The sequence below is a fragment of the Vibrio glycogenivorans genome, assembly GCF_051660965.1.
Lineage (GTDB): Bacteria > Pseudomonadota > Gammaproteobacteria > Enterobacterales > Vibrionaceae > Vibrio.
In genome coordinates this window covers 35,843-62,142 of the sequence record NZ_JBPVIS010000018.1, presented here as the reverse complement: position 1 = coordinate 62,142, position 26,300 = coordinate 35,843, and the positions used below count along the sequence as shown (strand labels likewise).

The 26,300-nt window shown below is 49.0% G+C and carries 20 protein-coding genes; 14 read left to right on the top strand and 6 right to left on the bottom strand.

The window, feature by feature from the left end; genetic code table 11:
- Window positions 1-151 precede the first annotated feature (151 nt).
- The gene (gene nadE / locus ACSTTG_RS22120; protein WP_438476362.1) at window positions 152-982 is read left to right on the top strand and encodes an NAD(+) synthase; all 831 of its coding nucleotides are present in this window, start codon (window positions 152-154) and stop codon (window positions 980-982) included.
- A gap of 129 nt (window positions 983-1,111) precedes the next feature.
- Here nadE and ACSTTG_RS22115 read toward each other — a convergent pair whose 3' ends face one another.
- The gene (locus tag ACSTTG_RS22115; protein ID WP_438456702.1) at window positions 1,112-1,789 is read right to left on the bottom strand and encodes a LuxR C-terminal-related transcriptional regulator; all 678 of its coding nucleotides are present in this window, start codon (window positions 1,787-1,789) and stop codon (window positions 1,112-1,114) included.
- Window positions 1,790-2,142: 353 nt separating this feature from the next.
- Here ACSTTG_RS22115 and ACSTTG_RS22110 point away from each other — a divergent pair, with 353 nt between their 5' ends.
- From ACSTTG_RS22110 to ACSTTG_RS22090, 5 genes are all read left to right on the top strand, one after another.
- Complete coding sequence (locus ACSTTG_RS22110) at window positions 2,143-3,819, top strand: RluA family pseudouridine synthase (RefSeq protein ID WP_438476360.1); 1,677 nt, start codon at window positions 2,143-2,145, stop codon at window positions 3,817-3,819.
- Between the two features lie 113 nt (window positions 3,820-3,932).
- Window positions 3,933-4,628, top strand: a complete 696-nt coding sequence (locus ACSTTG_RS22105; protein WP_438456704.1) for an HAD family hydrolase — start codon at window positions 3,933-3,935, stop codon at window positions 4,626-4,628.
- A gap of 513 nt (window positions 4,629-5,141) precedes the next feature.
- A complete protein-coding gene (locus ACSTTG_RS22100; protein ID WP_438456705.1) occupies window positions 5,142-6,452 on the top strand; it encodes a dicarboxylate/amino acid:cation symporter in 1,311 nt (436 codons plus the stop codon).
- Between the two features lie 339 nt (window positions 6,453-6,791).
- On the top strand, window positions 6,792-8,216 hold the full coding sequence (gene nhaD, locus ACSTTG_RS22095) for a sodium:proton antiporter NhaD (protein ID WP_438476359.1): 1,425 nt from the start codon (window positions 6,792-6,794) through the stop codon (window positions 8,214-8,216).
- Window positions 8,217-8,486: 270 nt separating this feature from the next.
- Window positions 8,487-8,843: a MaoP family protein gene (locus ACSTTG_RS22090; RefSeq protein ID WP_438456707.1), complete on the top strand. Its 357-nt coding sequence runs from the start codon at window positions 8,487-8,489 to the stop codon at window positions 8,841-8,843.
- Between the two features lie 54 nt (window positions 8,844-8,897).
- On the opposite strand, the gene ACSTTG_RS22085 is transcribed toward ACSTTG_RS22090, so the two are convergent.
- Window positions 8,898-9,149: a DUF3081 domain-containing protein gene (locus ACSTTG_RS22085; protein WP_438456708.1), complete on the bottom strand. Its 252-nt coding sequence runs from the start codon at window positions 9,147-9,149 to the stop codon at window positions 8,898-8,900.
- Window positions 9,150-9,423: 274 nt separating this feature from the next.
- Between ACSTTG_RS22085 and ACSTTG_RS22080 the strand changes: the two genes are divergently transcribed.
- The 4 genes from ACSTTG_RS22080 (at window position 9,424) to malZ (ending at window position 15,199) form a co-directional block, all read left to right on the top strand.
- Window positions 9,424-10,044, top strand: a complete 621-nt coding sequence (locus ACSTTG_RS22080) for an NAD(P)H-dependent oxidoreductase (protein WP_438476358.1) — start codon at window positions 9,424-9,426, stop codon at window positions 10,042-10,044.
- Window positions 10,041-11,981, top strand: coding sequence for a monovalent cation:proton antiporter-2 (CPA2) family protein (locus tag ACSTTG_RS22075; protein ID WP_438456710.1), 1,941 nt, complete (start codon window positions 10,041-10,043; stop codon window positions 11,979-11,981). The genes ACSTTG_RS22080 and ACSTTG_RS22075 overlap by 4 nt, the downstream gene beginning before the upstream one ends.
- A complete protein-coding gene (locus ACSTTG_RS22070) occupies window positions 11,962-13,302 on the top strand; it encodes an MATE family efflux transporter (RefSeq protein WP_438456711.1) in 1,341 nt (446 codons plus the stop codon). The genes ACSTTG_RS22075 and ACSTTG_RS22070 overlap by 20 nt, the downstream gene beginning before the upstream one ends.
- 106 nt (window positions 13,303-13,408) lie before the next feature.
- On the top strand, window positions 13,409-15,199 hold the full coding sequence (gene malZ / locus ACSTTG_RS22065) for a maltodextrin glucosidase (RefSeq protein ID WP_438476356.1): 1,791 nt from the start codon (window positions 13,409-13,411) through the stop codon (window positions 15,197-15,199).
- Between the two features lie 114 nt (window positions 15,200-15,313).
- Here the strand turns inward: malZ and ACSTTG_RS22060 are convergent, their stop codons facing one another.
- From ACSTTG_RS22060 to lamB, 3 genes are all read right to left on the bottom strand, one after another.
- A complete protein-coding gene (locus ACSTTG_RS22060; protein ID WP_438456713.1) occupies window positions 15,314-16,186 on the bottom strand; it encodes a MalM family protein in 873 nt (290 codons plus the stop codon).
- A 345-nt stretch (window positions 16,187-16,531) separates the two neighbouring features.
- Window positions 16,532-17,359, bottom strand: coding sequence for a MalM family protein (locus tag ACSTTG_RS22055; protein ID WP_438476354.1), 828 nt, complete (start codon window positions 17,357-17,359; stop codon window positions 16,532-16,534).
- A gap of 121 nt (window positions 17,360-17,480) precedes the next feature.
- A complete protein-coding gene (gene lamB / locus ACSTTG_RS22050; RefSeq protein ID WP_438476352.1) occupies window positions 17,481-18,698 on the bottom strand; it encodes a maltoporin LamB in 1,218 nt (405 codons plus the stop codon).
- Between the two features lie 441 nt (window positions 18,699-19,139).
- On the opposite strand from lamB, the gene glgX reads away from it, so the two are divergent.
- From glgX to ACSTTG_RS22030, 4 genes are all read left to right on the top strand, one after another.
- Window positions 19,140-21,098, top strand: a complete 1,959-nt coding sequence (gene glgX, locus ACSTTG_RS22045; protein WP_438476350.1) for a glycogen debranching protein GlgX — start codon at window positions 19,140-19,142, stop codon at window positions 21,096-21,098.
- Window positions 21,099-21,478: 380 nt separating this feature from the next.
- Entirely contained in the window at window positions 21,479-23,185 is a 1,707-nt protein-coding gene (locus ACSTTG_RS22040; protein ID WP_438476348.1) for a GGDEF domain-containing protein, read from the top strand.
- Window positions 23,186-23,513: 328 nt separating this feature from the next.
- Window positions 23,514-24,851 (top strand): sodium/glutamate symporter, encoded by a 1,338-nt coding sequence (locus ACSTTG_RS22035; RefSeq protein ID WP_438456718.1) that lies wholly within the window; start codon window positions 23,514-23,516, stop codon window positions 24,849-24,851.
- Window positions 24,852-25,027: 176 nt separating this feature from the next.
- Window positions 25,028-25,930: a LysR family transcriptional regulator gene (locus tag ACSTTG_RS22030; protein WP_438476346.1), complete on the top strand. Its 903-nt coding sequence runs from the start codon at window positions 25,028-25,030 to the stop codon at window positions 25,928-25,930.
- Window positions 25,931-26,008: 78 nt separating this feature from the next.
- On the opposite strand, the gene ACSTTG_RS22025 is transcribed toward ACSTTG_RS22030, so the two are convergent.
- Complete coding sequence (locus tag ACSTTG_RS22025) at window positions 26,009-26,269, bottom strand: nitrogenase-stabilizing/protective protein NifW (protein WP_438476344.1); 261 nt, start codon at window positions 26,267-26,269, stop codon at window positions 26,009-26,011.
- Window positions 26,270-26,300 lie beyond the last annotated feature (31 nt).

Here is a 26,300-nt window from a genome sequence, read left to right as displayed (position 1 = left end):
AAGTTCGCCAACACCGAGTGACTTGGGGCAATAAATTGGCTTATCATACTACGAGTTACTTCAATTTTTATACCTGAATCGCTGTGGCGCATGCCATCTGTACTAGTGCGTTGTAGCCTTCTAGGTATATGTGGGAATCAAGGGAATAGCAATGGAACAACAGATCCGCGAAGAAATGCGCGTCCTACCTGAGATTGACGTTGATTTTGAGATCACGCGTCGCGTCAACTTTATCAAACAAAAGCTTATCGAATCTGGCTGTAAAGCTGTTGTGCTCGGCATCAGTGGTGGCATTGACTCGACCACTTGTGGCCGCTTGGCACAACTTGCCGTGGATGAGCTAAATCAAGAGCATGATTCTGAGACTTACCAATTTATTGCCGTTCGCCTGCCATATGGTGAACAGAAAGATGAAGACGAAGCACAGTTAGCACTGAGCTTTATCCAGCCTTCACACTCTGTATCGGTGAATATCAAGGCGGGTGTCGATGGCATTCATGCTGCGACGCACACAGCACTAGAGGGAACCGGCCTGCTACCACAAGACCCAGCTAAGATTGATTTTGTCAAAGGCAACGTTAAAGCACGTGCCCGTATGGTTGCCCAGTACGAGATCGCGGGCTATGTGGGTGGACTGGTACTAGGTACTGACCATTCAGCGGAAAATATCACGGGGTTTTACACCAAGTTTGGTGATGGTGCCTGCGACCTTGCCCCGCTGTTTGGCCTAAGTAAACGCCAAGTACGCCAACTCGCGGCAAGCCTCGGCGCCCCAGAACTATTGGTGAAGAAAACCCCAACCGCCGATCTAGAGGAACTCAGCCCACAAAAAGCTGACGAAGAGGCCCTGAATCTTAGTTATGATCAGATTGATGACTTCCTAGAAGGCAAACCGGTCAGCGACGAAGCAAAACAAGCGCTGATCCATATCTACCAAATCACCCAACACAAACGCCAGCCAATCCCAACAGTCTACGACTAAAACAAAGTGGCTCTACTGGCGCTGCGTAAATAGATATGACTATCCGAGAGTCGAGGAGCTTCCACCACCGCCCTCGCCTCTCGCAGCAAAGCGATCTCGCTTCTCGCCTCTTTCGCATGCGAAACAAAATCAAACATATTCGCTGTTTGAGATGTTGTTTTTCGCCCAAATCAGGGCTTGAAGGCGATTTTTTACCTTGAGCTTTTTGAAGGTGTTGTGCAGATGCGCCTTAACGGTGTTCTCACTGACGTGAAGGGCCTCGGCAATCTGCGTATTGGATGCGCCATCACCAAGCAGTTTAATCACCTCTTGCTCGCGCTTAGTTAAGGTCGCAAAGCTGGGGCTGGTTTTGATCAGTCGCTGCCGATCGCGATAAAAATGGATGTATTCCGCAAGCAAACGACGGCTCATCCATAACTCGCCTTGCAGGATTCGTTTGAAACCATAGACCAGCCGCTCGAGGGTATCGGATGCGTAAAAAAGCCCGACCAGATTCGGCCAATCCAACAACTGGTTATGCGATACATCCTGGGGGGTGTTGAGCAAGACTTCTTTATCACAAAGTGCCAGCCGCTCTTTGATTGCATCATACTGCTCGATAAGCTCCTCCGACATCGCCGGATAGTCGATAATCACCAAATCCATCGTTTTTATTTGCTGCTGGACCTGGGGCGTCAGCAGTTGTTCGGGATCAATGAGGTTAATAGCAACCGCTAGGTGCTGCTCGATTGAATCCTTGAGCAAACTGGACTGCAGCCCATCACTGGCCACCAGCATTGCCTTTATTTCGGCACTATTTTTGTCCACGACCACATCCCCGTTCTACCCTGTTCGCTCGATGTCCTTATACTTCTTTTCAGCAATTCTGCTTTGGACCACTATAAAAGAAGCACAGTGAGCCAGCGCAAGCGGAGAGAACGTCATCATTCTGAAAGATTGGATCAGCCTATTTCTATTTATTGATACATATAAGCCAAAAGTAATAAATACTCGTCTCAAACATTGACTATTTTGACTAGCTATACTGTAAGTTTTTAGTACCTAAGTTTATCCCCAAGTGACCTCAAGATGCAGACTTCAGAGTTTGCTTGGGTATAGCCACTGGACTCCGCCTTTAATTGGAGTAAACTTGCCCGACTTTCACAACCTGCAGCGTTTTTATGTCTTGCTTTCATCGTTTTCAGCAATCCGTTGATCATCTGGGACTACCAGAGAAATTTACCTTTCCTTTCTTTTACCAGCCGCATCCACTGGCGGTCCTGGCGGCAGAACAACTTATGCAGACACTCGAGCAGCCCCGCTCACCGTTTACTCATCAATTTGGTCTGAACAACACACCAGGAACAGGCAAAATGTTCGGTGTTCTGGTGGTAAGAAATCAGCATGGTGAATTGGGTTATCTGGCTGGATTTTCGGGGAAAATAGACGATAGCAATCACCACCTTGGCTTTGTCCCACCAGTGTTCGATATGCTCAGTCGTGAAGGCTTCTTTCGCCAAGAGATGGTCGAAATAAATGCGGTGACCGCAGCACTCACAAGTGCCCAGCAAGACATTGCCCTGCCGGAGCTCAAGCAACAGTTGCATATCATCGAGCAGCAAGCAGGCCAAGAGATTGAAGCGTTGAGACTCGAAACCGTCCAGCGCCGTGCAGAGCGAAAACAACGTCGCCAAGCCTCGCTAGCAATGCAACCACCGCTGAGCACAGAACAGTTTAACGAGCTGAACCAACAACTCGGTAAACAGAGCGTCGCTGATAAAAATGCGCTTAAACACCTCAAGGGGCGCTGGCAATCAAAAATAGAACAAGTTAGCAGCCTGCTTAACAGTAAAGTCTCTGAAATTGAAGAGCTTAAGCAGCAGCGCGCAACCCTATCTAACCGACTCCAGCATCAGTTGTTTCGCCACTATCGGTTTCTTAATGCGCGCCTAGAGCAGCGTGATCTGGTGGATATCTTTGCTTCGACTAGCAATCCAGTACCGCCCGCAGGATCAGGAGAGTGCGCGGCGCCTAAACTATTGCATTTTGCCTACCAAAATCAGCTCACGCCGATTGCGCTTGGCGAGTTTTGGTGGGGAGAGTCACCAAAATCTGAGATCCGTAAGCACAGGCAGTTCTATCCTGCATGTCAAAGTAAATGCCACCCCATCTTGTCGCATATGCTTGAGGGGCTTGAGGTGGATGACAATCCATTGCTCACCAACCCAGCAAAAGACCAAGAGCTCGATATTCTCTATCAAGATGATGCCATCGTGGTGGTCAATAAACCGGCTAATTTCCTCTCGGTGCCGGGTAAGCACATCAAAGACTCAGCGTACACGCGGCTGCAGCAGCAGTTTAGTGATGTTGAGGGGCCTTTTGTGATCCATCGCCTCGATATGGCAACCTCTGGCTTGCTGGTTTTTGCCCTGACTCGCCGTGCTAACAAAAGTCTGCAAAAGCAGTTCATCTCACGCTCTGTGAGCAAGCGTTACATCGCTAAGATAGCCGCAGCGGTGTCTTCCCTGCATGGTGAAATCCACCTACCAATGCGTGGTGATCCTAATGACCGCCCACGCCAGTTGGTGTGCTTTGAGCACGGTAAGCCCGCTCACACCACTTGGGAAATCAAACACCAGGATAGTAGTGGTACAACTTTATATTTGTATCCACACACGGGTCGTACTCATCAGCTCAGGGTCCATTGTGCACACCAAGATGGGTTTGATAGCCCGATCTTGGGTGATACCCTTTACGGTCAGCCAGCGGAGCGCCTCTATCTGCATGCTGAAAGCCTAAGCTTTGAGCACCCATACACTAAGCAAGCGATGCATTTTCAAGTCGATGCCGCTTTCTAATCGCATGAGTTAGTCGCTTGAGCTTTTCTTTGAATGACTGAGCCTAGCGGCTTGAGCTGAAATCATCGAATATGAGACTATACCGGCCTACTAAACCAAGCTATTTGTTACTCATGAATCCTCAAGCTGCTATTTTTGATATGGATGGACTCTTGCTCGACACCGAGCAGGTCTGTATGCGTGTCTTTCAACAGGCGTGCCAAGCGGTCGATGTCCCTTTTCTTAGGGAGGTCTATTTATCGATAATTGGCTGCAATGCCCAGCGCATCAATCAGATCCTAACCGATGGTTACGCCCCTTATATCGACTACCAATTGCTCCACAATGAGTGGCGTAAACGCTACAACGCCGTGGTGTTACACGAGGCCATCCCCGTGCGTCCTGGCGTGATTGCGATGCTTGACTGGTTGAAGTCTCAAGATATCCCGTGCGCGGTCGCGACCTCAACCCAAAAAGAGGTGGCATTGATCAAGCTAGAGCTTGCTGGCTTAACTCACTACTTTGACAACATCACCACTGGGTGTGAGGTCGCTCAGAGTAAGCCCCAGCCGGATATCTACCTATTAGCGGCCAAGCGATTGGGAGTCGCACCAGAGCAGTGTATTGCGTTCGAAGACTCCAATAACGGCGTGAGGGCAGCGGTTTCCGCCGATATGTTGACCTATCAGATTCCAGACTTAGTCGAGCCCTGTACCGAAGTAAAGAGCCTCGGCCATGCCATTGTCAACTCCATGGATGAGGCCTTGGCGGCACTAAAGAATAAACAAGGGACGGGGAGCGAGTTACACTGCGTTCCGGGGCTAGAGTAAACCAGTGCCTCTACATAACCGATCTGTGATTAATGAATAGTAAAGAATGGGGCTAGAGGATTAATCAATGCCCCACTCTTTGCTGCGTAAACGAGACGACCGCAAGTAATTCTTCGAAGCACGCTACTCACCCGGCACCAATGCCAATTTAAATATATGATTTTATTAAATATAAAATCGTATTCATTGCTCTAAATGGTCGCTTACTCTTCTCTTCAAATGTGGCACTGTGGCGTTAATTTTATTACCTCACTATCGCTATTTTTTAAGCGAAACAAACCGTCAAAAACGACAAAAAGCCTCGCTATTTGTTATCAATACAAAAAATCACGTTTAAAAACTGTTTTTTATTTTAAAAAACAGTAAATAAGCCATTCTCTCAGTGTAAAATGTGGCATTTTTTCTATGACACAGGTCACATCTTTTTTTTCTGTCACTCGTTTCGGCATAAACTGCTGTTAACCTCAAGCCGCTTTGAATGAATCAAAGAAAAAACTATAGGGAGTGTTCACAATGAATACCAAGCAACCAATGTCGCTTACCAGTCGTGTAATTATCGGTATGATTACCGGTGTATTGACTGGCTTTTTTATCCGAACTTTTCTTGCTGATATCAGCTTTGTTCACGAATACCTTGTCAATGGCCTGTTCGAAGTAGGCGGCCAGATCTTCATCTCCAGTTTGCAAATGCTGGTCGTACCACTCATTTTTGTTTCTCTTGTTTGCGGTACCAGCTCACTACAGGACATTACCACCCTTGGCCGTATGGGCGGTAAAACCCTCGCTTTCTACCTGATCACCACCGCAGTAGCTATTACGCTGGCACTGACCATGGGTACCGTGTTCCAGCCAGGCGCTGGCGCTGACCTTGCCGCAGCGAGCACTTTCCAGTCGGCTGAAGCTCCGTCTCTGGGTCAGGTGATCATCAACATGTTCCCGAAAAACCCAATCGCATCGATGGCGCAGGGTAACACGCTACAGATCATCGTATTCGCAATCCTATTCGGTATTGCCATCAGCGCTGCTGGTGAGCCAGGTAAACGTATCGCGTCTGTCTTCTCTGATCTTAACGAAGTGATCATGAAGCTGGTTGCGCTGCTGATGAACATCGCTCCATTTGGTGTGTTCTTCCTCATGGCGAAGCTGTTCACAGGTCTTGGTCTTGATGCTATCTGGAACCTAGCAGGCTACTTCCTAGTGCTAACCTGTACCTTGCTACTGCATGCGCTGGTTACTTACGGCGTGCTGCTTAAGTCACTGACCGGTCTGAGCCCAGTCACCTTCCTACGTAAAATGGAAGATGCGATCATGTTTGCCTTCTCAACGGCATCATCAAACGCAACGATCCCAGTCACGCTAGAAACCGTTAAGAACCGTCTGGGCGTGAAAAACCGCGTAGCATCGTTCACAGTGCCTCTAGGTGCAACCGTGAACATGGACGGCACAGCCATCATGCAGGGCGTAGCAACTGCCTTTATTGCGCAAGCGTTCAACATTGACCTGAGCATGGGTGACTACATCACGGTTATCTTGACCGCGACTCTAGCCTCTGTCGGTACCGCGGGCGTTCCAGGTGTTGGCCTGATCATGCTTGCCATGGTTCTTAACCAAGTCGGACTACCGCTAGAGGGTATTGCACTGATCATGGGTGTTGACCGTCTACTGGATATGATCCGTACGGCAGTCAATATCACAGGTGACAGCGCGGCATCGGTTATCGTTGCAAACTCTGAAGGTGCACTCGACAAAGAACGCTTCAACGACCCACACGCTGGGGAGAAAGAAGAAGAGGTTCACTTTGTGCCTGCAGAAGCTACTAAATAATCGCCTGATTATCTTTTGAAAAATAGCCCACCAGCGCTTTTAGTGTTGGTGGGCTTTTTATTAGGTACGAGGGGCGGGGACGCTGCGCTTCGGGGAGCGAGGGGTAAGCGCATACTGGAACTAATTGAGTTAACATAGAATTCATTTTTTATTGATACCCTCTATTTTTCTCGTTAGATTTTGTTTTGTAGACTACGTTTTTCTTCACCGTAACTCCTCGCTCCTCGAAGGGCCTAGCCCGTCCCCGAACCCCGCCCCTAGTTTAAGATCACGCCAAACTTCCAAGAAACCGACTAGACTTTGCGCAAACAATAGACCCCGTTGTTCCCGGAGGAATCAATGAAAGCCTACGCCCTGTTTGTGCCGTTGCTGTTCGTGTCTTACTCTGTCTCTGCTTCATCGAGCAGTGCCCTTAACTTAACTCAATCGGGAGTGGGTTATGCCTGTTTGATCATTTTTGCTATTGCCTATGCTCTGGTGATGCTTGAGGAGTATTTGGAGCTGAGAAAGTCCAAACCTGTGCTGCTTGCCGCGGGTCTGATTTGGGCGATCATTGGCTACGTCTATACCCAGCATGGTGTGGCAGAGCAGGCGCACTCGGCGCTTGAGCATAACCTGCTTGAATATGCCGAACTGCTGTTGTTCCTGCTTGTGGCGATGACCTACATCAATGCGATGGAAGAGCGTAACCTTTTTGATGCCTTGCAGGCTTGGATGGTGGGTAAAGGCTTTAATTTTAAGACTTTATTTTGGCTTACCGGGGTTTTGGCTTTCTTTATCTCACCGATAGCCGACAACCTAACCACCGCCTTATTGATGTGTGCGGTGGTGATGAAGGTGGCCGGTGATAACAAGCGCTTCGTCAACCTCGCTTGCATTAATATTGTCGTGGCTGCCAATGCTGGTGGGGCATTCAGCCCATTTGGTGACATCACCACCTTGATGGTATGGCAAGCCGGGCATGTGGCGTTCTCCGAGTTTATGCCGCTGTTCATTCCTTCGGTGGTAAATTATCTACTCCCTGCACTGATCATGTCGTTCTTTGTTCCCAATACCCAACCCAATACGGTTTACCATGAAGTCGAACTCAAGCGTGGTGCGCGCCGCATCGTCGGCTTGTTTATTCTCACTATCGCCACCGCAGTGGCTTTTCACGCCGTCCTGCACTTTCCGCCGGTTATCGGCATGATGATGGGATTGGCGTACCTGCAGTTCTTTGGTTTTTATCTGCGTCGAACCCTGCGCGCCTCTTTATCACGCAAGGCAGCACAAGCGATTGCTAATCGTGATGATCTTGCGCTTAAGCGCCTGGGCTCGGTTGTGCCGTTTGATGTCTTTCGCCGTGTCTCACATGCCGAGTGGGATACCTTGCTGTTTTTCTATGGCGTGGTGATGTGTGTCGGTGGCTTAAGCTTACTTGGTTATCTGGGCTTGGCGTCAGAGATCATGTACACCCAGTGGGATCCTATCTGGGCTAATGTGATGGTTGGTGTGCTCTCTGCGATCGTGGACAATATTCCGGTGATGTTTGCCGTCTTGACCATGGATCCTGCGCTTTCAATGGGCAACTGGCTACTCGTGACCCTCACCGCCGGAGTTGGCGGCAGTTTGCTCTCCATTGGCTCTGCGGCGGGGGTTGCATTAATGGGAGCCGCTCATGGTCAATATACCTTTTTCGGCCACTTGCGCTGGGCGCCAGTGATCGCCATTGGTTACATTGCCAGCATCTTAGTCCACCTAAGTATGAACAGCTATCTGTTCTAGTTAACTCCATTTGAGGCGTCATAGCGCACAGTGTTTGACGCCAAACAAAACTTTCTGCGAAGTGGCTCTCTTTTTTGCAGCTGTACCATTTGCTTGAAATAAAAATGACATTAAGTTCAAACAGATTATATACCCAGACTGCAAGGACGCGGTTTTTGGTACTTCCTCACCAATGCCCAATAATCTCAGTCGGTAATATCAAAAAGTTGGCCGGACATACCCAAGAGTCCCTGTCCGATATAAATAAAAAAGTTACACATTGAGGTCACCATGTCAGAAACTCAGTTTCGCTACGGCAAAAAACGTTTTTACGATAACAAAAAATTTCCACGTGGATTTGCAAAGTCAGGCGACTTTACGCTTGCTGAAGAGGAACTATTGATCCAATTTGGCGACACCCTGATAGGCTTAGAAAGTGGTGAGCTTGTGCCGCAAAGCAGTGAAGAGCAGCATTTTATTGATATGTTGCAAGACCCGACCCTGGCGAATAGCAAGCTCGAGCGTACTTGGTTGAAATACATCCGCCTTGCACGCTCTCGCAAACGCTTCCATACCCTTAATGGAGCGTTTCGCACCAATGCATCGATATATCCAGCAACGGCGACCGATTCGGTTGCTGAGGATTAATTAATCATAGAGCGCTGCCTGCAGCGCTCTTTTTTGTTTGACCAAAAATCACGCTTACTTAGCCAGTAACGCGAGTTTTTTTAGGAAGCTCTCTTTTAGGTGTGACTGATCATACTCAAGGTGATACGTGTTGTGGAAGCCGACGCTAAGCTCTACCCCATTGCCGCGCAGATAGATGTTGTAACCGTCATAATCTGAAAATGCTTCAACACCCTCGTAGATTTTTCCATGCTCAGTGGGTGAGCCGTTTGCCATAATTTTCTCATAGGCGTGCAAAATCTTGGTTGAGTCTAATTCGTTTTTCATAAGCCCTCCTTTCCCAACTTGGGCGTTAGACCTACCTTTAGTATGGTCTATTTCCCCAATCCCGATGTGACCGACACAGAATTTCTGTGACGACACGATTTCTTACACTGAAACTCCCACGAGCCCATGATAAGGCCCCTCTCGAGCCCCAACGACCGCGAAACAGCAGCACCAGATAATACGAAAATCAACATCGAGTAGCTCAATACCAGACCTGTCCTATACTCGAATAACTGCTTCGTATGATATTGAATCTCAAAACAACAAGGTCAATATGGATAACAAAAGTGTACTGGTGCTCTACGCACACCCTTCACAACACCGCTCCGAGGCCAACCGGCCATTGTTTCGCCAGGCCAAACAAACACAAGGCGTCACTACGGTCGATCTTTATGCTGAGTATCCTCGCTTCAACATCAATATTGATCGTGAGCAAAAGCGCTTGATCGATCATGATGTGATCATTTTCCAGTTTCCTCTTTACTGGTACTCCACACCGGCGATCCTCAAAGAGTGGCAGGATCTGGTGTTGGAATACAATTTTGCCTACGGTAAAGAGGGTAAGGCACTCGATGGTAAACTGTTTCTTTGTGCATTAACCGCAGGTGGGAAACAAGACGCTTACCAACAAGATGGCTACAACCACTATACAATCAAAGAGCTCCTGCAACCCTTAGAGCAGATGGCTCGCCTTACCTGTATGCAGTATTTACCTCCTTTTACTTTGTTTGGTTCACGTACCGCCCAAGAAGAAGGGCGGATCGCGGCACATGTGCAGCAATACAAAACCCTGCTCCATGGCCTTCTTACCGGCAAAATCAGTGCAGATAACACTTTGCACCTCGAGACCATTAATGCGTTAGTAGAACAGCTTAGCAAGGAGGAGCAGGCATGACTGGACTGTTTTTACAGGCGTTTGTCTATCTTATTGCAGCGGTGATTGCAGTACCCTTGGCCAAGCGGCTTGGCCTTGGATCCGTGCTAGGTTATCTGATTGCTGGAGTGGTTATCGGCCCCATCATTGGCCTCGTGGGCGAAGAAACGACGACGATTCAGCACTTTGCTGAATTTGGTGTGGTCATGATGCTGTTTCTTGTCGGTCTCGAGCTTGAGCCTAAGATGCTTTGGTCGATGCGCAATAGGCTGATTGGCCTTGGTGGTCTGCAGGTCGGTTTGACCGCCGCGGCAGTCACTGGCATTGCCATGCTACTTGGTCAGCCTTGGTCAATAGCGCTGACCATAGGTCTTATCTTTGCCCTTTCTTCAACCGCTATCGTCTTGCAAACCTTTAGCGAGAAAGGCTTAACCAAGACTGAGGGGGGCAACAACGCCTTCTCCGTACTGCTGTTTCAAGATATCGCTGTGATCCCCATGTTGGCGTTTATCCCATTGCTTGCTTTGCCCGAGTTAGTGGCCGCTGCACAATCTGCAGCGGCTCACGCCGCCGACCACCATGAGGAACTCTCTCTCGTCGCCAATTTGCCTGGCTGGGCGTACGGCTTGGTGATCATCGCCTCGATAGTCACCGTCGTGGTTGGTGGGCATTTCTTAAGTCGTCCCCTGTTCCGCTTTGTCGCCGATTCTGGATTAAGAGAAATCTTCACCGCCACCGCGCTAATGTTGGTAATTGGTATCGCCGCGTTAATGAGCCTGGTAGGGCTCTCCCCTGCACTTGGTACCTTCCTCGCTGGGGTGGTCCTTGCTAACAGCGAGTTCCGCCATGAGTTAGAGTCCAACATCGAGCCATTCAAGGGACTGTTACTCGGCTTATTCTTTATCACCGTCGGTGCGGGCATCGACTTCTCAATCCTATTTGGCGAGTTCGCCGGCATTATGTCACTCACCCTCGGTGTGATGCTGCTCAAAGCACTGGTTTTGTTTATCCTTGCGATGATCTTTCGTATCAAAGGCAGTAACCGCTGGCTATTCACCCTCAGCTTGGCCCAAGCCGGTGAGTTCGGCTTTGTTCTGCTCAGCTTCTCGCTGCAAAACAATGTCTTGCCGTTCGACTTAGCTCAAACCCTCTCACTGGTGGTGGCGATCTCGATGTTCTTGACCCCAGGGCTGTTTATCTTGTTCGACAAGGTAATTTTGCCGCGCTTTGAAGAGCAGTCTAATCAACAAGAAGCCGACAGCATCGATGACCAAGGCACAGTTATTGTTGCCGGTATCGGTCGCTTCGGTCAGATCGTCAATCGCTTGCTGACCACCAACGGTGTGGAAACCGTGGTGCTCGATCACGAAGCAAGCCAAGTCGAAAACATGCGTGCCATTGGCACTAAGACCTTCTATGGTGACGCCACCCGTCCCGATCTGCTTCATACTGCAGGCATCGAGCATGCCAAAGCATTAGTGGTGGCGATTGATGATCGTGAGCGAGCCGTTGAGCTGGTGCATTACGTCAAACACACCTATCCGAGTGTGACGATTATTGCCCGAGCATTCGATCGCGGGCATGGCTACGAGCTCAAAGAAGCAGGGGCCGATATCGTGGAATCTGAGACCTTCCACTCAGCGCTGGCGATTGGCGGTAAAGCGCTTGAAACCATCGGCATGCATCCTTTCCTCGCAGAACAACAAAAAGCGACCTATCAGCGAGTAGAGAGCAACAAGTTTGATATACTCTTCGCCGCTTGGCAGGGCGGCTCTGAAGGCGAACGCTACGACAACAACTATCTCGAGCTCTTCCGCCAAGTAGAAGCGCAAATAATCACCGAAATGTCCCATGATCGCAGCGATAAGCACTCGCACTCTGAGCGCGGCTGGACACCGCCACCTAAGGGCTACGCCGATCAATTTGATGAATCTGATAATGAACAAAACCAATCGTAACAAACTCGCCAAACAGCTGTACAAAATGACCTGGCCAATGCTGTTTGGCGTGCTCTCTCTCATGAGTTTTCAGCTGATCGACAGTGCCTTTATTGGTCAGCTCGGCGTTTTACCTCTTGCAGCACAGGGGTTCACTCTACCCATTCAAATGGTGATCATTGGCCTGCAGGTCGGTCTTGGGATTGCAACCACGGCGGTGATCTCAACCGCACTAGGTGCTGGGCAAACCCGTTATGCCCAGCAGCTCGGTGGGCTAATCATCGTGCTAGGTAGTGTTGGGATCGCCTTGTTCGGTGTGATTGCCTATCTGCTACGCGGGCCAATTCTCGGCGCATTGAGCGCCCCCGACAGCATTATGCCGATCATCGACAGCTACTGGATCTGGTGGTTAATTAGCTCTTGGACGGGCGCAGTGCTGTATTTTCTCTACAGTCTATGCCGAGCCAATGGCAATACCTTGCTACCTGGGAGCATGATGATGATCACCAGCTTGCTCAACCTGGTGTTAGACCCGATTTTTATTTTCACCCTGGATATGGGCATTAATGGGGCAGCCATCGCGACCATCATTGCCTTTGGCATTGGTATCATCATTGTCTCCCCTCGGGTGATTGCCAAGGAGTGGATGTGTTTTGATTGGCATGAACTCGATGTGGGCAAAAGCATTCGCGCCCTAACGAATATCATGGGCCCGGCAATGATCAGTCAGCTACTGCCGCCACTCTCCTCGATGTTAGCCACAAAACTGCTGGCAGGCTTTGGCACCGCTGCTGTTGCTGCATGGGCGCTGGGCTCGCGTTATGAGTTCTTTGCTATCGTTGTAGTCCTCGCTCTCACGATGTCCATGCCGCCAATGATTGGCCGATTACGTGGAGCGAAAAACTACGCGGAAATACGTGAGCTAACCAAGATAGCGGCGATATTTATCCTTGTTTTTCAGTTGATCATTGCCATCATCACCTACCTACTAGCGGTGCCGCTGGCGGATTTGATGACCAGTGAAGAGGGCGGTGTTGAGCAGATCCTGATCTGGCATCTGCATATCGTGCCTTTGAGTCTAGGACCGCTTGGAATCTGCATGCTGATGGTCTCAAGTGCCAACGCGATAGGTCGCTCTTACCGCGCCCTATCTATCTCGGCTTTGCGCCTATTTGCCTTCTTTTTGCCTTGCCTATGGCTAGGAGCACAATGGGGCGGTATCCAAGGGCTATTTTATGGCGCCTTTGTCGGCAATATTCTCGCTGGTATCTGTGCTTGGCTAATGTATCAGCAGGCACTCAACCAGCTTGAGCAGCAACAACTGGGAGAAGTAGCGCGCTAGAGCTGCGCAAAACGCAAAGCCGTGCACAGAGTTATCGCCATAATCATTATTCTCTCTGGCACGGCGATATAGTCAGGGCAGTTCACTCAGTTTCAATGGAGTACAGATGTCACTGCCGTTTATTTTTCATGCACAAAGCGCTGACTGGTCGGCGCTTTGTGAGCGCACACTTACCCTAACCCTAGTTACCGAACGAGGCCAAGACTGGCAAAAAGTGCTGATCCGCCATGAGCCCGACAACGAAGAACAGTTCGAGACTATGTCTTTGGTCAGACAAACCGACCGTCTATGCTTTTGGCAGGGTTCATTTGAGCTGCGCCATGATCGCGCACTTAATAACTACGTGTTCAAACTCCTGACCACAGGCCAGCAATACTGGCTCTCCGCACTTGGCGTCAGTAAGCGTATGCCAGGACTGGAGACTCACTTTAAAATCAATCCAGATCACCAGCCCCCTACATGGGTTCATCAGCAGGTGTTCTATCAAATTTTTCCCGATAGATTTAACAATGCTAAACCTGAGATCAGCGTGCGAGATGACCAGTTTGACTTGGGCGATAGCACCAAGCGTGTGGTGAGCAAGGCTTGGGGCGCCCCCGTCGAGACCCATTCAGGCAATGGGGGATGTGAGTTTTATGGCGGTGACCTTTATGGTGTTGAGGATAAGCTCGACTACCTACAGCAGCTCGGTGTCACTGCACTGTACCTCAACCCTATCTTTAACGCGCGCAGCAACCACGGCTACGACACCACCGACTACTTCAATATCGCCCCGCATCTGGGAACCAATGCCGATTTTGCCAAGCTGTGTGAGGATATCCATGGCCGGAAAATGAAGATTGTTCTCGATGCCGTGTTTAACCACACCTCGACCGAGCACCCTTGGTTCAATAAACTAGGTCAACACCCGCAAATCGGCGCCTACCAATCCCCAACATCAGACTATCGTGACTACTATTTTTTTGCTGAGGACAGTAACCAATATATTGGCTGGAACGGCATTGACACCCTGCCGGTACTCAATTTTGAAAACTCGGCGGTGCGTGACATCATCTACCAAAGTGAAGAGTCGATTATCAAGCACTGGCTCAAGGCGCCCTACCGCATCGACGGCTGGCGCTTTGACGTGATCCATATGCTTGGAGAAGGGGAAGGGGCGAAGAATAATGCCCATTACGTCAAGGCATTCAGAGAGTCTGCCAAACAGGTTAACCCTGAGACTTATATACTCGGTGAACACTTTTTTGAGGCCAGTGGTTGGTTGCAGGGCGAGCAAGAAGATGGAGCAATGAATTACTACGGCTTTGCCCACCCTCTGCGTGCCTTACTAGCCAACAAAGATATCGCGCTCGACCCGATATCGATTAACATGCTCGAGTTTCGCGACTGGCTGGCAGAGGCGAGAGCTAAACTACCATGGGACAATCAGCTGGCCCAGCTCAATCAACTCGACAGCCATGATACCCCACGATTTTTCAGTCTAATCAGCGAAAGTGAGCCATTACTCACTATCGCCGCTACACTGCTGTTTACCTATGTCGGTACACCCTGCCTATACTACGGCACCGAAATCGGCATGGCAGGCGGTGCAGACCCCGATAACCGCCGCTGTATGGAATGGGAGCGAGTCAACTCATCGTCACTACTGCCGATGTTCAAGCAGTTAATTGCGCTTCGTCAATCGCACCCAGCGCTGCAGCGCGGAGCATTAGTAGAGCTATACTGCGACGCCGAATGTTGGGTATTCGCCCGCCAACTAGAACAAGACGTCGTCCTAGTCGGTGTCAATTTATCCCAACACACTAAAGCCATAAACCTAACCGCCCCCCAACAAGCCCTGCTAGGTATCGACAAAACTGAGCTCCAAATTGCCCCAGTCTCAGCGGTTATACAATAACAGGTACGAGGAGCGGGGGCGGGCATAGCCCTACGAGGTACGAGGCGTTTTTCGCGCGCGGATAGCCCTCGCTCCCCGAAGGGCTATGCCCGTCCTCGAACCTCGAACCTGTGTTTACTGTTTATTTACCGCCTTAATAAACGCCTCTTGCGCCCCATCGATATTCAAGGCTTTGGCCTCTTCAAGCAGCGCAATGGCTTTATCAAGCATACCGGCCTCGACCGCCTTCTCGATACTTGAGATATAGAAGTTTCTCTGCGCTTCGGTGGCAACCGTTTGGCCTCCACTTGCGGCACTATCGACCACAACAGGCGTGCTCATCACCGGATCAGGGGTTGCCTGACTACCACCGACAACAACAGGTTCATTCACGGTAGAGGCTTCAGCCAGATTAATATAGACGCTCATGTTGCCGTAAGGGGAATGGGGAACCTTTACTAGCGTCGGTGAGCTAGACTGCTGTTCACCTCTTTCCATTGCCTCTAGCTCACTTGGGTGCACCGTATCGGTTGAACCTTGGATAAGTTCTGGCGTGGTGAAAATCAGCAGCTTGACCTTTTGATTGCCAATCGGTTGGATCTTGGTTTCCGCTACCAAGCGATTGCTGCCAAGCGCATGCGAGTGAGTGTACTTAAAATCCTCATTATTAAAGGTTTTAACCACCTGATTTTGCTCATCAAGTAATAAGGCATTGGGATAGAAAACCGTTCGTGAAAACAGGCTGACAATTTCTAGATCAACCTCTTTGCCCTGAGTGTCGATTTCAAAAGCAGCGATGGCACTCAAGCCATCCTCAAGATCCATAATTTGATTATTTTCATCAATCGAGAAGTCTAAGTAAGTGCCCGGTATTGTCTCAACCCACTCTACGTCTGCGTAACTTTGTGCTACTTGCTCAGTGCCATCAAAGCTAAAGTCGACTCTCTCTACCGACGTACACCCCATCAACGCCATGCTAATTGCGCAGCCTAATACCCACTGTTTCATACTCACCTCTTGTGATGAAAACCGACTATTCGTTAGTCGGAAAAAATTGGACTCATAACGCTAGGCAGTTTGGGGGACTACCAAGTCTTGGTTTAGATTCAGCAAGTAAATTCACAGGTTTATGTTATTTAATCGCTTAAACTTCGGTGTGTCTAAGCTGCTTTTTGATATATAACCGTGATACAAAACCTACTCGACCAGCCTTGGCATTGTACGATGTGATATCGGTCTCGTCAGCAACGCTGACCCTTACGCCCAGTACTACGTGAGCCACCTCGCAAGAATCACAGAACAAAAAAAGGGAAGCCATAATAGCTTCCCAAAATCTTTCGTACTGTTTACTGCTTATTTACTGTTTACTGCTTTAACAAATGCCTCTTGCGCACCCTCTACATTAAGTGCCTTTGCTTCATCTAGGAGCGCAAGCGCTTTAGGAATATCTTCTGCGTTCACTGCCGCCTCGATAGCTTGAATATAGTAGCTCGTCGTCTCTGGCTGAGCGAGAACCTCAGGTTGAGTCGTTACCGATTTGACCTCTGACTCCGCTGAGTTGCTGAATGAGAAGAAGCTACTTTTGTCAATGGACACCTCAACCTCACCATACGCCGAGTTCGGAATTTTAATATCCGCTACCTCAGGCAAGTAATTACCACGCGCCTCAGCATCTAACCGAGCTGGATGGATTACATCGGTATGCCCTTGCACATCCTTATCGGTGGTGTAAACAATCAGAAAAACGGACTCAAGATCGCGTGGTGGATAGAAATCCGTTTTTAGCTCTAATCGATTTCCAAGATGCAAACGTGGCTTGCGGTACTCAAACAAATCAGCACCATAGTACTCAATAATCCGACCCTGTTTATCCACCACTAAAGCATGAGGGACGAACGCTGTCTTAGAGATACGACTGGTGATATTTAGCGTGTACTCACCGCGATCGGCCGGTAGCTCAAATACGGCGACTCGCCCTTCGATACCAAGCATATCGATAGACTGGCTATTGGAAGTAATATTGACTATCGCTGAACTTGGCAAACGTAATGGCTGAGCTTGTAGTTCACTCACCTCACTCACTACCTGAGCACCAGCAGTGCTGTGCTGCTCAATAATCTCGGTAGACTGGCAACCGGCCAATCCGAGTAATGTCGCAATTGCGAGGGCTTTTAAACGCATACCAACCTTCCTCTGCCTTATTTTCCTAAATGCTCTTATTCAAACATTTAGGAAAATAGCCGGCAAGTCTGCCGGCTAATAACGACTGGTTAATCAAATGATATGGACAATTATCTTAGGATTACCACCAAGCTTCAGCTTGGATACCGAACACGTATTCAGTGTCATCACCGTTGAACGGTTCGTTCTCAGTATCTACGATGTAAGAGCCGTAAACACGGATTTCAGGACGTGCCCAGAAGCTATCACCCATTGCCCAAGATTGAGCAACTGTGAACTTGGCGTTGCCAAAGTCTTCAGTATCCAAGCCATCTTCAGTGATACGCTCACCTGCGTTTAGGCCTGCTTCAAACACGGTTCTCATTGTGTCGTTCCACTTGTACATTGGACGCGCTACTACCGAGAATTGGCTGATATCAAACTGTTGACCTGTGTAATTACCGTCGTCTTGACCGCCAATATCAGTACCTGATAGAAGCGCTGCTTGGTGACCTAGTTCCCACGATTGACCTAGGTTAATTACACCCCAGTTGATTAAGCGTGAACCAACAGCATCGTTGAATGCTTCGGTGCCACGAGCGTAGTAAGAACCTGAGCCCCAGAAGTTCGCGGCTTGTACGCCGTAACCGCCTGTACCAACCTGAAGAATGGTTTGGTTAAAGCCAGCGCTGAAGCCTTGGTGCAAGATACCAGTAACAAGTGCGCCATCGTCAGCGACTTCTGTCGCATCGTCTTTTTCGGTCGCAAAGTTGTATGCTAGTGCCAACTCTAGAGAAGCGTCTTTCCAAAGACCAATGTTTGCTAGACGTGCATCAAAGATGTAGCCTGTTGACTCGTCATGGTCGCCGTCTTGAATTAGGGCAAGAGAAAGCTTTGTGTTACCAAGAGAAAGGTTCTCGATACCACCACCGGTACCTGATGTGTTTAGGTAGTAGAAGTCAGTGATGTGGATATCTTTACGTTGGTAGTAAGTTTTACCCGCCCACAGAGTTGCTTCTTTATCAAACGACAACACACCCTGCGATTTAACCGCGAACTGAGCAACGTTAAAGTCGCCGTCTTCCCAACCAGACGCACCGTCATTACCTTGAGCAATCATCGACTCAATACGCCAGCTTTGCTCGCCTGTCTGTAGTTGCTTAGCTAGACCGAACTCGTAGTAGTTGTCGCTTTCGTTACCTAGACGGCCAATACCATTTTTATTAACAGATAGGTCACCTTGACCATTACCACTGATACCTGTACCAGCACGCATGTAACCATTAAATTCAACCGCGAAAGCAGAGCCCGCAGCTAGAGAAGCAGCAACAGCAGCAGCAATTACACTTACTTTTTTCATTATTAACTCCGTTTAGGTTTTTTATTCTTTTTCTCTCTTGTTCAACCTAAAAGGCACAATAGGTACAGCAGAAAAGAGAGATAAGATGGGATCACACTCTTTGGTGGGTTCCCCGTTTTGTTTCAACGGTTGTTAGAATAAGCGGGGCTGATAAGGTTGACTTCCTCCACCCCTAATTAATTTAGGGGGGATGAGAAAGGAGGAGAAAACGGGGCGTACGCCTCTATTTTCGATGGGATCACACTATTAAGGGGGAGGAGCCGCGGCCCTGATCACAAGTTGACCAAGAAAGTGCTACACAGTTCAAGTTTTGAAAAAACGTGCTACAGATAAAATGACACAAAAAAAGAGTAAATTATTATCTAAATGTGGTACTTGCATTTGGATCGACAAAGTTTTTTACTAATAGTTCACAAGCAAGTCCGAAATAACGGCCAAATAATGAACAATAAACGCACAAAACCAATAACCCTTGGTGCGGCCCTTGATGGCTCAGGATGCCAATTTGCGATCCACGCACCCAATCAACCTTTTTTGAAACTGGCACTGTTTAGTGACGGCAACAACTATCAAACCTTTCCGCTGGAATCTGACTGCCGAGGTATACAGTCTGTGTATATTGAAGGTGTCAAGGCTGGGCAAAGATATGGCTATGTTGGTCGTGTCGAAGGCAAACCGCATTTTATTTCCGATCCCTACGCCAAGGCGCTCGATGGCCCTGTTCTCTACCCTCGCCCATTCGATTCAACCAACAGCTTCTCACTGCCAAAATGCATCGTGATCAATGATGATTTCGACTGGCAGGGAACGGATCACCCCTATATTCCACGTGAAGAGACGATTCTGTTTGAAACCCACACCAAAGGGGTAAGCAAGCTCAATCCGTTGGTCGCAGCCGATGAGCAAGGTACCTACCTAGGCCTTATCAACCAGGATATGCTCGCTTTTTACCGCGCGCAAAACATCAATACGATTCAACTATTGCCAATCGCAGCGTGTCTCGATGAACCCCACTTGGAGCCATTGCAAAAGGTCAACTACTGGGGCTATAACCCCTACGTGTTTATGGCGCCCGATCCGCGTTTTGCACGCGAAGATGCGGTTACCGAGCTAAAAACCGCAGTGCGCGAGCTGCACCGTAATGGTATCGAGGTGATCTTGGATGTGGTGTACAACCACACCGCTGAAGGCGGCGATGGTGGCTGTGTGCTTAACCTCAAGGCGCTCGACCCAAGATACTATCTAATGCATAACGGCCATTTCACCAACTACACCGGTTGTGGTAACACGGTGGATATGGATTACCAACCGTCACTCAACCTAGTGATGGATACCCTACGCTACTGGGTGACAGAGTATAAGATCGATGGTTTCCGCTTTGATCTTGCAGCAACTCTCGGGCGCAATGGCGATCAATTTAATCCAAATGCCGCGTTTTTCCGCGCCGTCGCGCAAGATCCGGTTCTGAGTAAGATCAAATTGATCGCCGAGCCATGGGATATCGGTCCAAATGGTTATCAAGTTGGCCAGTTCCCTCTCGGTTGGAACGAATGTAACGACAAACTGCGCGATATTACCCGCAGCTTCTGGCGTGGTGATCATGGCTATCTGAAGGAGTTCGCTACTCGTTTGATGGGCTCACGCGACCTCTACAGTGCCTCAACCTGGCCATACAACCTAACGGTGAACTACATTACCTATCACGATGGGTTTACCATGCAGGATCTGGTGTCCTACAAGCACAAGCACAACGAGGCCAACGGCGAGCATAACCGCGATGGCCATGGTGATAATCGTTCAGAAAACTACGGCATCGAGGGGCCAACCGATAATCACACCATCAATGAGTTGCGTGAAAAGCAAAAACGTAACTTCATGACCAGCCTGTTATTTTCCTTTGGTATCCCACACATTCTGACTGCAGATGTACTCTCTCATTCACAGCAAGGCAACAACAACGCCTATTGCCAAGATAACCCAATCAGCTGGCTCGATTGGCGCTTAGATGAGCGCAAGAAGGCGTTTAAAGACTGGCTAGCTGAGATGATTGCGGCAAGGCAAAAATATATGGTGCCGTTTATCCAAGCGTTCAGTGGCCACAACCGTAACCAAAACCGCGTTTACTGGCGCCGCGTCAATGGCGGTGAGATGTCACACGACGATTGGAACCAGCTACGCTCAGTGTCCATGCATATGGGTATTGGCCAAGATGGGGATGAGCTGTTCTATTGCATCAACCAAACCAACGCCCCAGCACGGTTTGCCCTACCTAAAGATCGTAAGCAAGAGTGGCAAATGATCTGCAATACCGACTCACACGAACTACACCGCAGCGTTGATCAAAGCCAGGTCCTGGTCGAGCCATGCTCAATCGCGATCTTCCACTACAAGGCTAAGTAACAGGGGCGGGTTACACTGCGTTCCGAGGTGCGAGGAGCGAGTAGACACCACGCGTGTCAAGCTCCTCGCTTTATTCCTGTTACTACTTGATCTGCGAGGATCCTTTGTAAGACTAGTAAGCATTGATCTAATTATTGCACGTTCAACTTGTCACGTGCGTTGACCCCCTCGAAACTCGCCCCTCGAACCCCGCACCCTGTATTTGAGTACAATTTGTTTACACGATCCGAGCCTTATTTTGCATTGAACAAAAAGCGCGAAGTCGTTAACATATTGGTCATGCAGTAATAACTCTTCTATTAACAACTGGATTAGAGCAACGGATGGCTTTACCTAAGTTTTTGATAAGAATCATACCAGTACTAGTGATTTTGCTTTGCGTGGGTTTGTTTACAACTGGCGCAGCCCAACTCGCCCAACAACAAGAGCAGCGCGACAAGCAATCACAACGGAATTTACAGATTGCTCATGAGGTATTGGCAGCCCAATTGAACAATGCGATGAGTAAGCTTCGCCTGCTCGAGCAGGCAAGCCGTGAGCCGACCCACCTGCAACTCGCCACGACCGCTTTAAAAAAGAATATCGCATTCAATGACATCATCTTGGTTGACGCCCGTCAGGAGCGCTACCTGTCACTTGCTACCAATACCCAATATGCCATGCTCGATAGCAATCTTAGATGGCACCAAGTAGAAGATATCTCTGAACAATTTTGGGTCTCATCGGCGTACCAAACCGCATCAGGCACTTGGGTGTTCGCGTTGCGCGATGGTGATTCGTCCAATCAACAGAGTTTCTGGATCGAGTTTGACTTACGTTACTTAGCAGCAAGACTCAATGCGTTAAAGCCGATGGCATCCGATTCATTGTTTGTGGTAGAAAAACACACCGCCACCATTATTATCCATCCCAATATGGATCTCGTTGGCACCTCATTTGATAGCGATGATGCGGATGTGCAAACGCTACTCTCGCTCGATGGTGAGACGCGTAACTCGCTTGATTTCCACCCGACTGCGCTCAAAGTGGGAGACTGGTATATCGATGATCACAATGGTTGGGTATTATTATCGGGTCAAAAAGACCAACTAATGAGCAATAACCTGCTGCCGTGGGCGCTGATGATCTTATCTTTGCTGTGCGTCGTTATCTTGCTCTATCAGTACCTCGCTAAGCAACTGACTGATGCACTGGAGCACATCGCTCAGTACCAAGAGTTAAATCAGTTTAAGGGGGCGGTCAAATCCCTTTTTGACCGCTTTACCTATCACTCCGGTGTCTCCTTGTGTCTGTTTGACACTGAATCACAACAGTTTCAAACCATTGACTACCATGGCAATCGACATACTGTCCTTGTCGATAGGGTGCTCGGCGAACAGCTCAGTCAGCAGCCCGTAACTTATTCTCGGCGACAGCGCAAAGATCCGCTTGCCAAAACTCTCAACCTTCGTCGAGGGCATTATGTGATCCCGCTCCGTGGTGACAAGGGACTTTCCGGGGTCATCTATCTGCAAACTCGACTGCCCGCGCCCAAAGTCTTGCTTAACATGGTACAAAGTTACTGTGCAATGGCGCTTAACCGCGCACTGCTTAAGGCGAAAGTCACCAACAAAGATGCACTGACTCAACTTGAGAACAAGCAAACTATCCGGGCCCAAATCAACCAACACCTGGGTCAAGCTCAAATCTACTTTGCGCTTCTTGATATTGACCAACTCAAACAGATTAACGCCACTCACGGCCACCTTGTTGGTGATAAGGTCATTGCTCATATCGCTAAGCTACTGCAAACCTGCTTTACCAAGCCCAATGCATTATGTTTAGCCCGCTATGGTGGAGGACAGTTCTGCATTTTATTTCGCGCCTGTGACGAGGCCAATGCCTATGAGCAGTGCGAGCTTTTAAGGCTCGCGGTTGAGCAAGCGCGAGTGGAGGCGGAATCGACCTTGGTCGAGTGTCAGATAAGTATCGGTATCTCCCAAATACGTGATAGTCAGCAAACAACCATCAACCGGGCGGATAAAGCCCTGTGTCAGGCGAAGGGGCTGGGGCGTAATCAAGTGGTTCTCAATACCTTTGAAGATTAAAACTGACCCGTTTGGTTACAATTTGCCACAATCGGCTCATATCTGTACAATAGCCGCCTTTTTCACAGTAACCTGACAAAACGAACAAACGACATATAAAAACATTTAGCTGCAATTAGCTAACTTTAAGCGCAAATTGACGCATTTAGACACTTTTATCTAACGCTAACTGCCTACACTGAAATCGAAAAAAACAAGACATTTCTATCAGTTGTAGCCTGCTCTTTTACACTCTTGTTGTTTGTTTCGGGTCCCAGGGAAGGTACCACTGATTACCTGGGGACTGTTCACCTTAACGCTGAGCGTTAAACAAACAATAGGAGATATTATGCCTCAGGGTTTAATGCTATCTGATCTTGCCATTGCAGGCGGCCTACTCATTATCGCCAAGATTCTGCGCGTCAAGATAACACTATTGCAAAAGATCTATATCCCATCAGCCGTATTGGCAGGCCTGATTGGCCTAGCGCTAGGTCCGGCTGCCGCCAACCTGCTGCCTTGGTCCGATACGTTTACAGCCAATGCGGGTATCCTAACTGCGGCTCTTTTCTCAGCACTTGGCCTTGCAACCGATGTCCCATCCCCAAAGATAGTCGCCCAGCGCGCCGGGTCTCTATGGGCCTTTAACCAAATCGCATCGGTTTCGCAGTGGTTGTTTGCCGCGATGTTTGGCTGGCTGATCACCTCACTCTTCTGGCCGGAAATCAGCGCAGGCCTTGGTGTCACCATGTCTGCAGGCTTTATGGGAGGTCACGGCACCTCCGCCGTAGTCGGTGATATCTTTAACTCTCTGGGTTGGGAAGATGCGTTTTCAATCAGCCTGACCTTTGCCACGGTTGGGATTTTCCTCTCGATCGGCATCGGCATGCTGATCCTGCAAATCGCTCTCAAACTAGGCTGGATCTCGACATTTACCAGTTTTGCTAAAATGGACGACTATGAACGTAAGGGCCTTATCAAGCCCTCACAGCAGCAGTCTGTTATGAAAGACACCACGTCATCGTTGTCGGTTGATACCTTTGCCATTCACGCAGCCTTGATTGTCGTGGTGACGGCATTTTCTTATGTCGCAGCTGGCTATTTGTCTTCTTTCCACGACAAAGTTCAGATCCCAACCTTTGTAACCGGCTTCTTGGGCGGTATGTTTGTGCGCATTATTGCCAAGCAAACTAAGGCATCGGATTACCTCTGCGACGGCGCGTTCAAACATGGCGCTGGGATCAGCACCGATTACCTGATCATCTTTGGTATCTCTTCGATTCAAATTACCGTTTTGGCCAACTATCTTGCGCCTATGATTGTGCTGGCTTTTGGTGGCGTGCTGTTTACCCTGTGGCTGGTGCTTTGGGTAGCACCGCGCATTCTTGGTGATGACTGGTTTGAAAAAGGCATCTTCTCATGGGGCTGGCTAACCGGTACAGTCGCTATGGGTATCGCACTTTTACGCATTGTTGATCCGAACATGCGCAGCAAAGTACTAGATGATTACGCCATCGCTTATGTACCGGGCTCAATCACCGATATCTTCATCATCTCACTGATGCCACTGGCGATGTATCACGGCATGCAATGGCAAGCGCTGGGCGTTGGTCTGAGTTACATTGCCGCAGTGCTGTTTATCTGGCGCTTTGTGTTCAATAAGGTTGGCCAAACCGTCAATCAATAGTTGATTCCCATACAGTCTGATATATGCAATTAAACCGAAGGAGCCAATGGCTCCTTCTTTTGCTTCATCACCTCGCAACTAAGAGAACTTCCCTCCCCCATCTCGCAGCCCGAATTTAGGTTTCTCTCCGACTTGGCGTTATACTCTTTGTTTTAGTCGCTGGTGAAAATTTCCCTATGCTCAATCGCACTTGGCTTGCGACCTTTAAAACTCTGGTTGAGGTCGGCCACTTTACTCAAACCGCCGAAAAACTGTTTATGACCCAACCCGGTGTCAGCCAGCACATTCGTAAGCTCGAACAGGCTTGTGGCCATAGCCTATTAACTCGCTATCAGAAACGCTTTGAGTTGACCGAGCAAGGCCAGCTTATGTATCACTATGCCTGCCAACTTGAGCAGCAAGAGCACCAACTTTCTGAGGCGATGCAGTTAGACTCTCCCCACATTGGAGAGTGTCATATTAGCTGCTCAGGAGCCATTGCGCTGTATCTCTACCCCAAGCTGCTTGAACTGCAACAGTCACACCGCCAGCTTCAGTTAACACTTGAAGCCGCACCGAATGCGAGCATTCTCAGCAGTGTTGAGCAAGGTAAAACCGACTTTGGTATTGTGACCAGTATTGACCACCCAGAGCTGTACAGTGTCTCCCAATTGGGTAATGAAGAGCTGTGTCTTGTATTGCCAAAACACTATGCGCAAGAGGAGCTCAACTTTTCCACGCTGGATCAGCTGGGATTGATTGGCCATCCCGATGCTGAGCGTTATCTTAATCTCTATTGCGCTCAGTGTGCAGAGCCCGAATTAGAATCACTCGATGCCAGCCGATTTACGCGCTCGGGATATATTAATCAGATCCATCAGATTCTTATTCCAGTAGCAAAAGGCCTAGGCTTTACTATCCTCGCACAAACAGCAGTGGACAATTGTTCGTTCAAAGATCAGCTGCACGTCTTCCAGCCAAAAGCCAACGTAAAACTGCCTCTGTCTCTGATCCATAAGTACCACCGCGAATTGCCCGCGCGAAAAGAGTTGATCAGGCAATACATCCATCAACAGTTTGAATCAAAGCTTAATAAGTAGAGCAATAAAAGTCGCTGGGGGTTTTACAATGTAAATTAGAGTGCTGGGCACTCAAAATAACACTCAGCGACGTAAACACTAAGTGCAGCCACGACAAGCTGAGCGGGTGTGAGGGTCGAGTCGACCACGTTGGATCTTGCAATACGCCGTTCGCAGTACTCGACGGGCGGCAAACCAATCCTGCGGCTTTTGTAGCATCAAATAGCCGTTGAAGCGCTTAAATAGTGGTATTCGGTACTCGGCAACAAATGCAGCGTCATAGTCGAGCTCAAACAGATCAAACACCTGCTCTAGTGTTTTGCACGCTTCGATCCTGCTTATTATCTCGCTGCTCGCCATAATAGTTGCCCTGTTTTCTGCCGTAATTGGG

What these genes read in the sequence shown, in the direction of transcription:
- glgX (WP_438476350.1), top strand. Translation starts at nt 19,140, where the DNA reads ATGAACAATAAACGCACAAAACCAATAACCCTTGGTGCGGCCCTTGAT.
- nadE (WP_438476362.1), top strand. Translation starts at nt 152, where the DNA reads ATGGAACAACAGATCCGCGAAGAAATGCGCGTCCTACCTGAGATTGAC.
- lamB (WP_438476352.1), bottom strand. Translation starts at nt 18,698, where the DNA reads ATGAAAAAAGTAAGTGTAATTGCTGCTGCTGTTGCTGCTTCTCTAGCT.
- ACSTTG_RS22110 (WP_438476360.1), top strand. Translation starts at nt 2,143, where the DNA reads ATGTCTTGCTTTCATCGTTTTCAGCAATCCGTTGATCATCTGGGACTA.
- ACSTTG_RS22105 (WP_438456704.1), top strand. Translation starts at nt 3,933, where the DNA reads ATGAATCCTCAAGCTGCTATTTTTGATATGGATGGACTCTTGCTCGAC.
- ACSTTG_RS22085 (WP_438456708.1), bottom strand. Translation starts at nt 9,149, where the DNA reads ATGAAAAACGAATTAGACTCAACCAAGATTTTGCACGCCTATGAGAAA.
- ACSTTG_RS22060 (WP_438456713.1), bottom strand. Translation starts at nt 16,186, where the DNA reads ATGAAACAGTGGGTATTAGGCTGCGCAATTAGCATGGCGTTGATGGGG.
- ACSTTG_RS22075 (WP_438456710.1), top strand. Translation starts at nt 10,041, where the DNA reads ATGACTGGACTGTTTTTACAGGCGTTTGTCTATCTTATTGCAGCGGTG.
- ACSTTG_RS22055 (WP_438476354.1), bottom strand. Translation starts at nt 17,359, where the DNA reads ATGCGTTTAAAAGCCCTCGCAATTGCGACATTACTCGGATTGGCCGGT.
- ACSTTG_RS22030 (WP_438476346.1), top strand. Translation starts at nt 25,028, where the DNA reads ATGCTCAATCGCACTTGGCTTGCGACCTTTAAAACTCTGGTTGAGGTC.
- ACSTTG_RS22035 (WP_438456718.1), top strand. Translation starts at nt 23,514, where the DNA reads ATGCCTCAGGGTTTAATGCTATCTGATCTTGCCATTGCAGGCGGCCTA.
- ACSTTG_RS22090 (WP_438456707.1), top strand. Translation starts at nt 8,487, where the DNA reads ATGTCAGAAACTCAGTTTCGCTACGGCAAAAAACGTTTTTACGATAAC.
- nhaD (WP_438476359.1), top strand. Translation starts at nt 6,792, where the DNA reads ATGAAAGCCTACGCCCTGTTTGTGCCGTTGCTGTTCGTGTCTTACTCT.
- ACSTTG_RS22025 (WP_438476344.1), bottom strand. Translation starts at nt 26,269, where the DNA reads ATGGCGAGCAGCGAGATAATAAGCAGGATCGAAGCGTGCAAAACACTA.
- ACSTTG_RS22100 (WP_438456705.1), top strand. Translation starts at nt 5,142, where the DNA reads ATGAATACCAAGCAACCAATGTCGCTTACCAGTCGTGTAATTATCGGT.
- ACSTTG_RS22080 (WP_438476358.1), top strand. Translation starts at nt 9,424, where the DNA reads ATGGATAACAAAAGTGTACTGGTGCTCTACGCACACCCTTCACAACAC.
- malZ (WP_438476356.1), top strand. Translation starts at nt 13,409, where the DNA reads ATGTCACTGCCGTTTATTTTTCATGCACAAAGCGCTGACTGGTCGGCG.
- ACSTTG_RS22070 (WP_438456711.1), top strand. Translation starts at nt 11,962, where the DNA reads ATGAACAAAACCAATCGTAACAAACTCGCCAAACAGCTGTACAAAATG.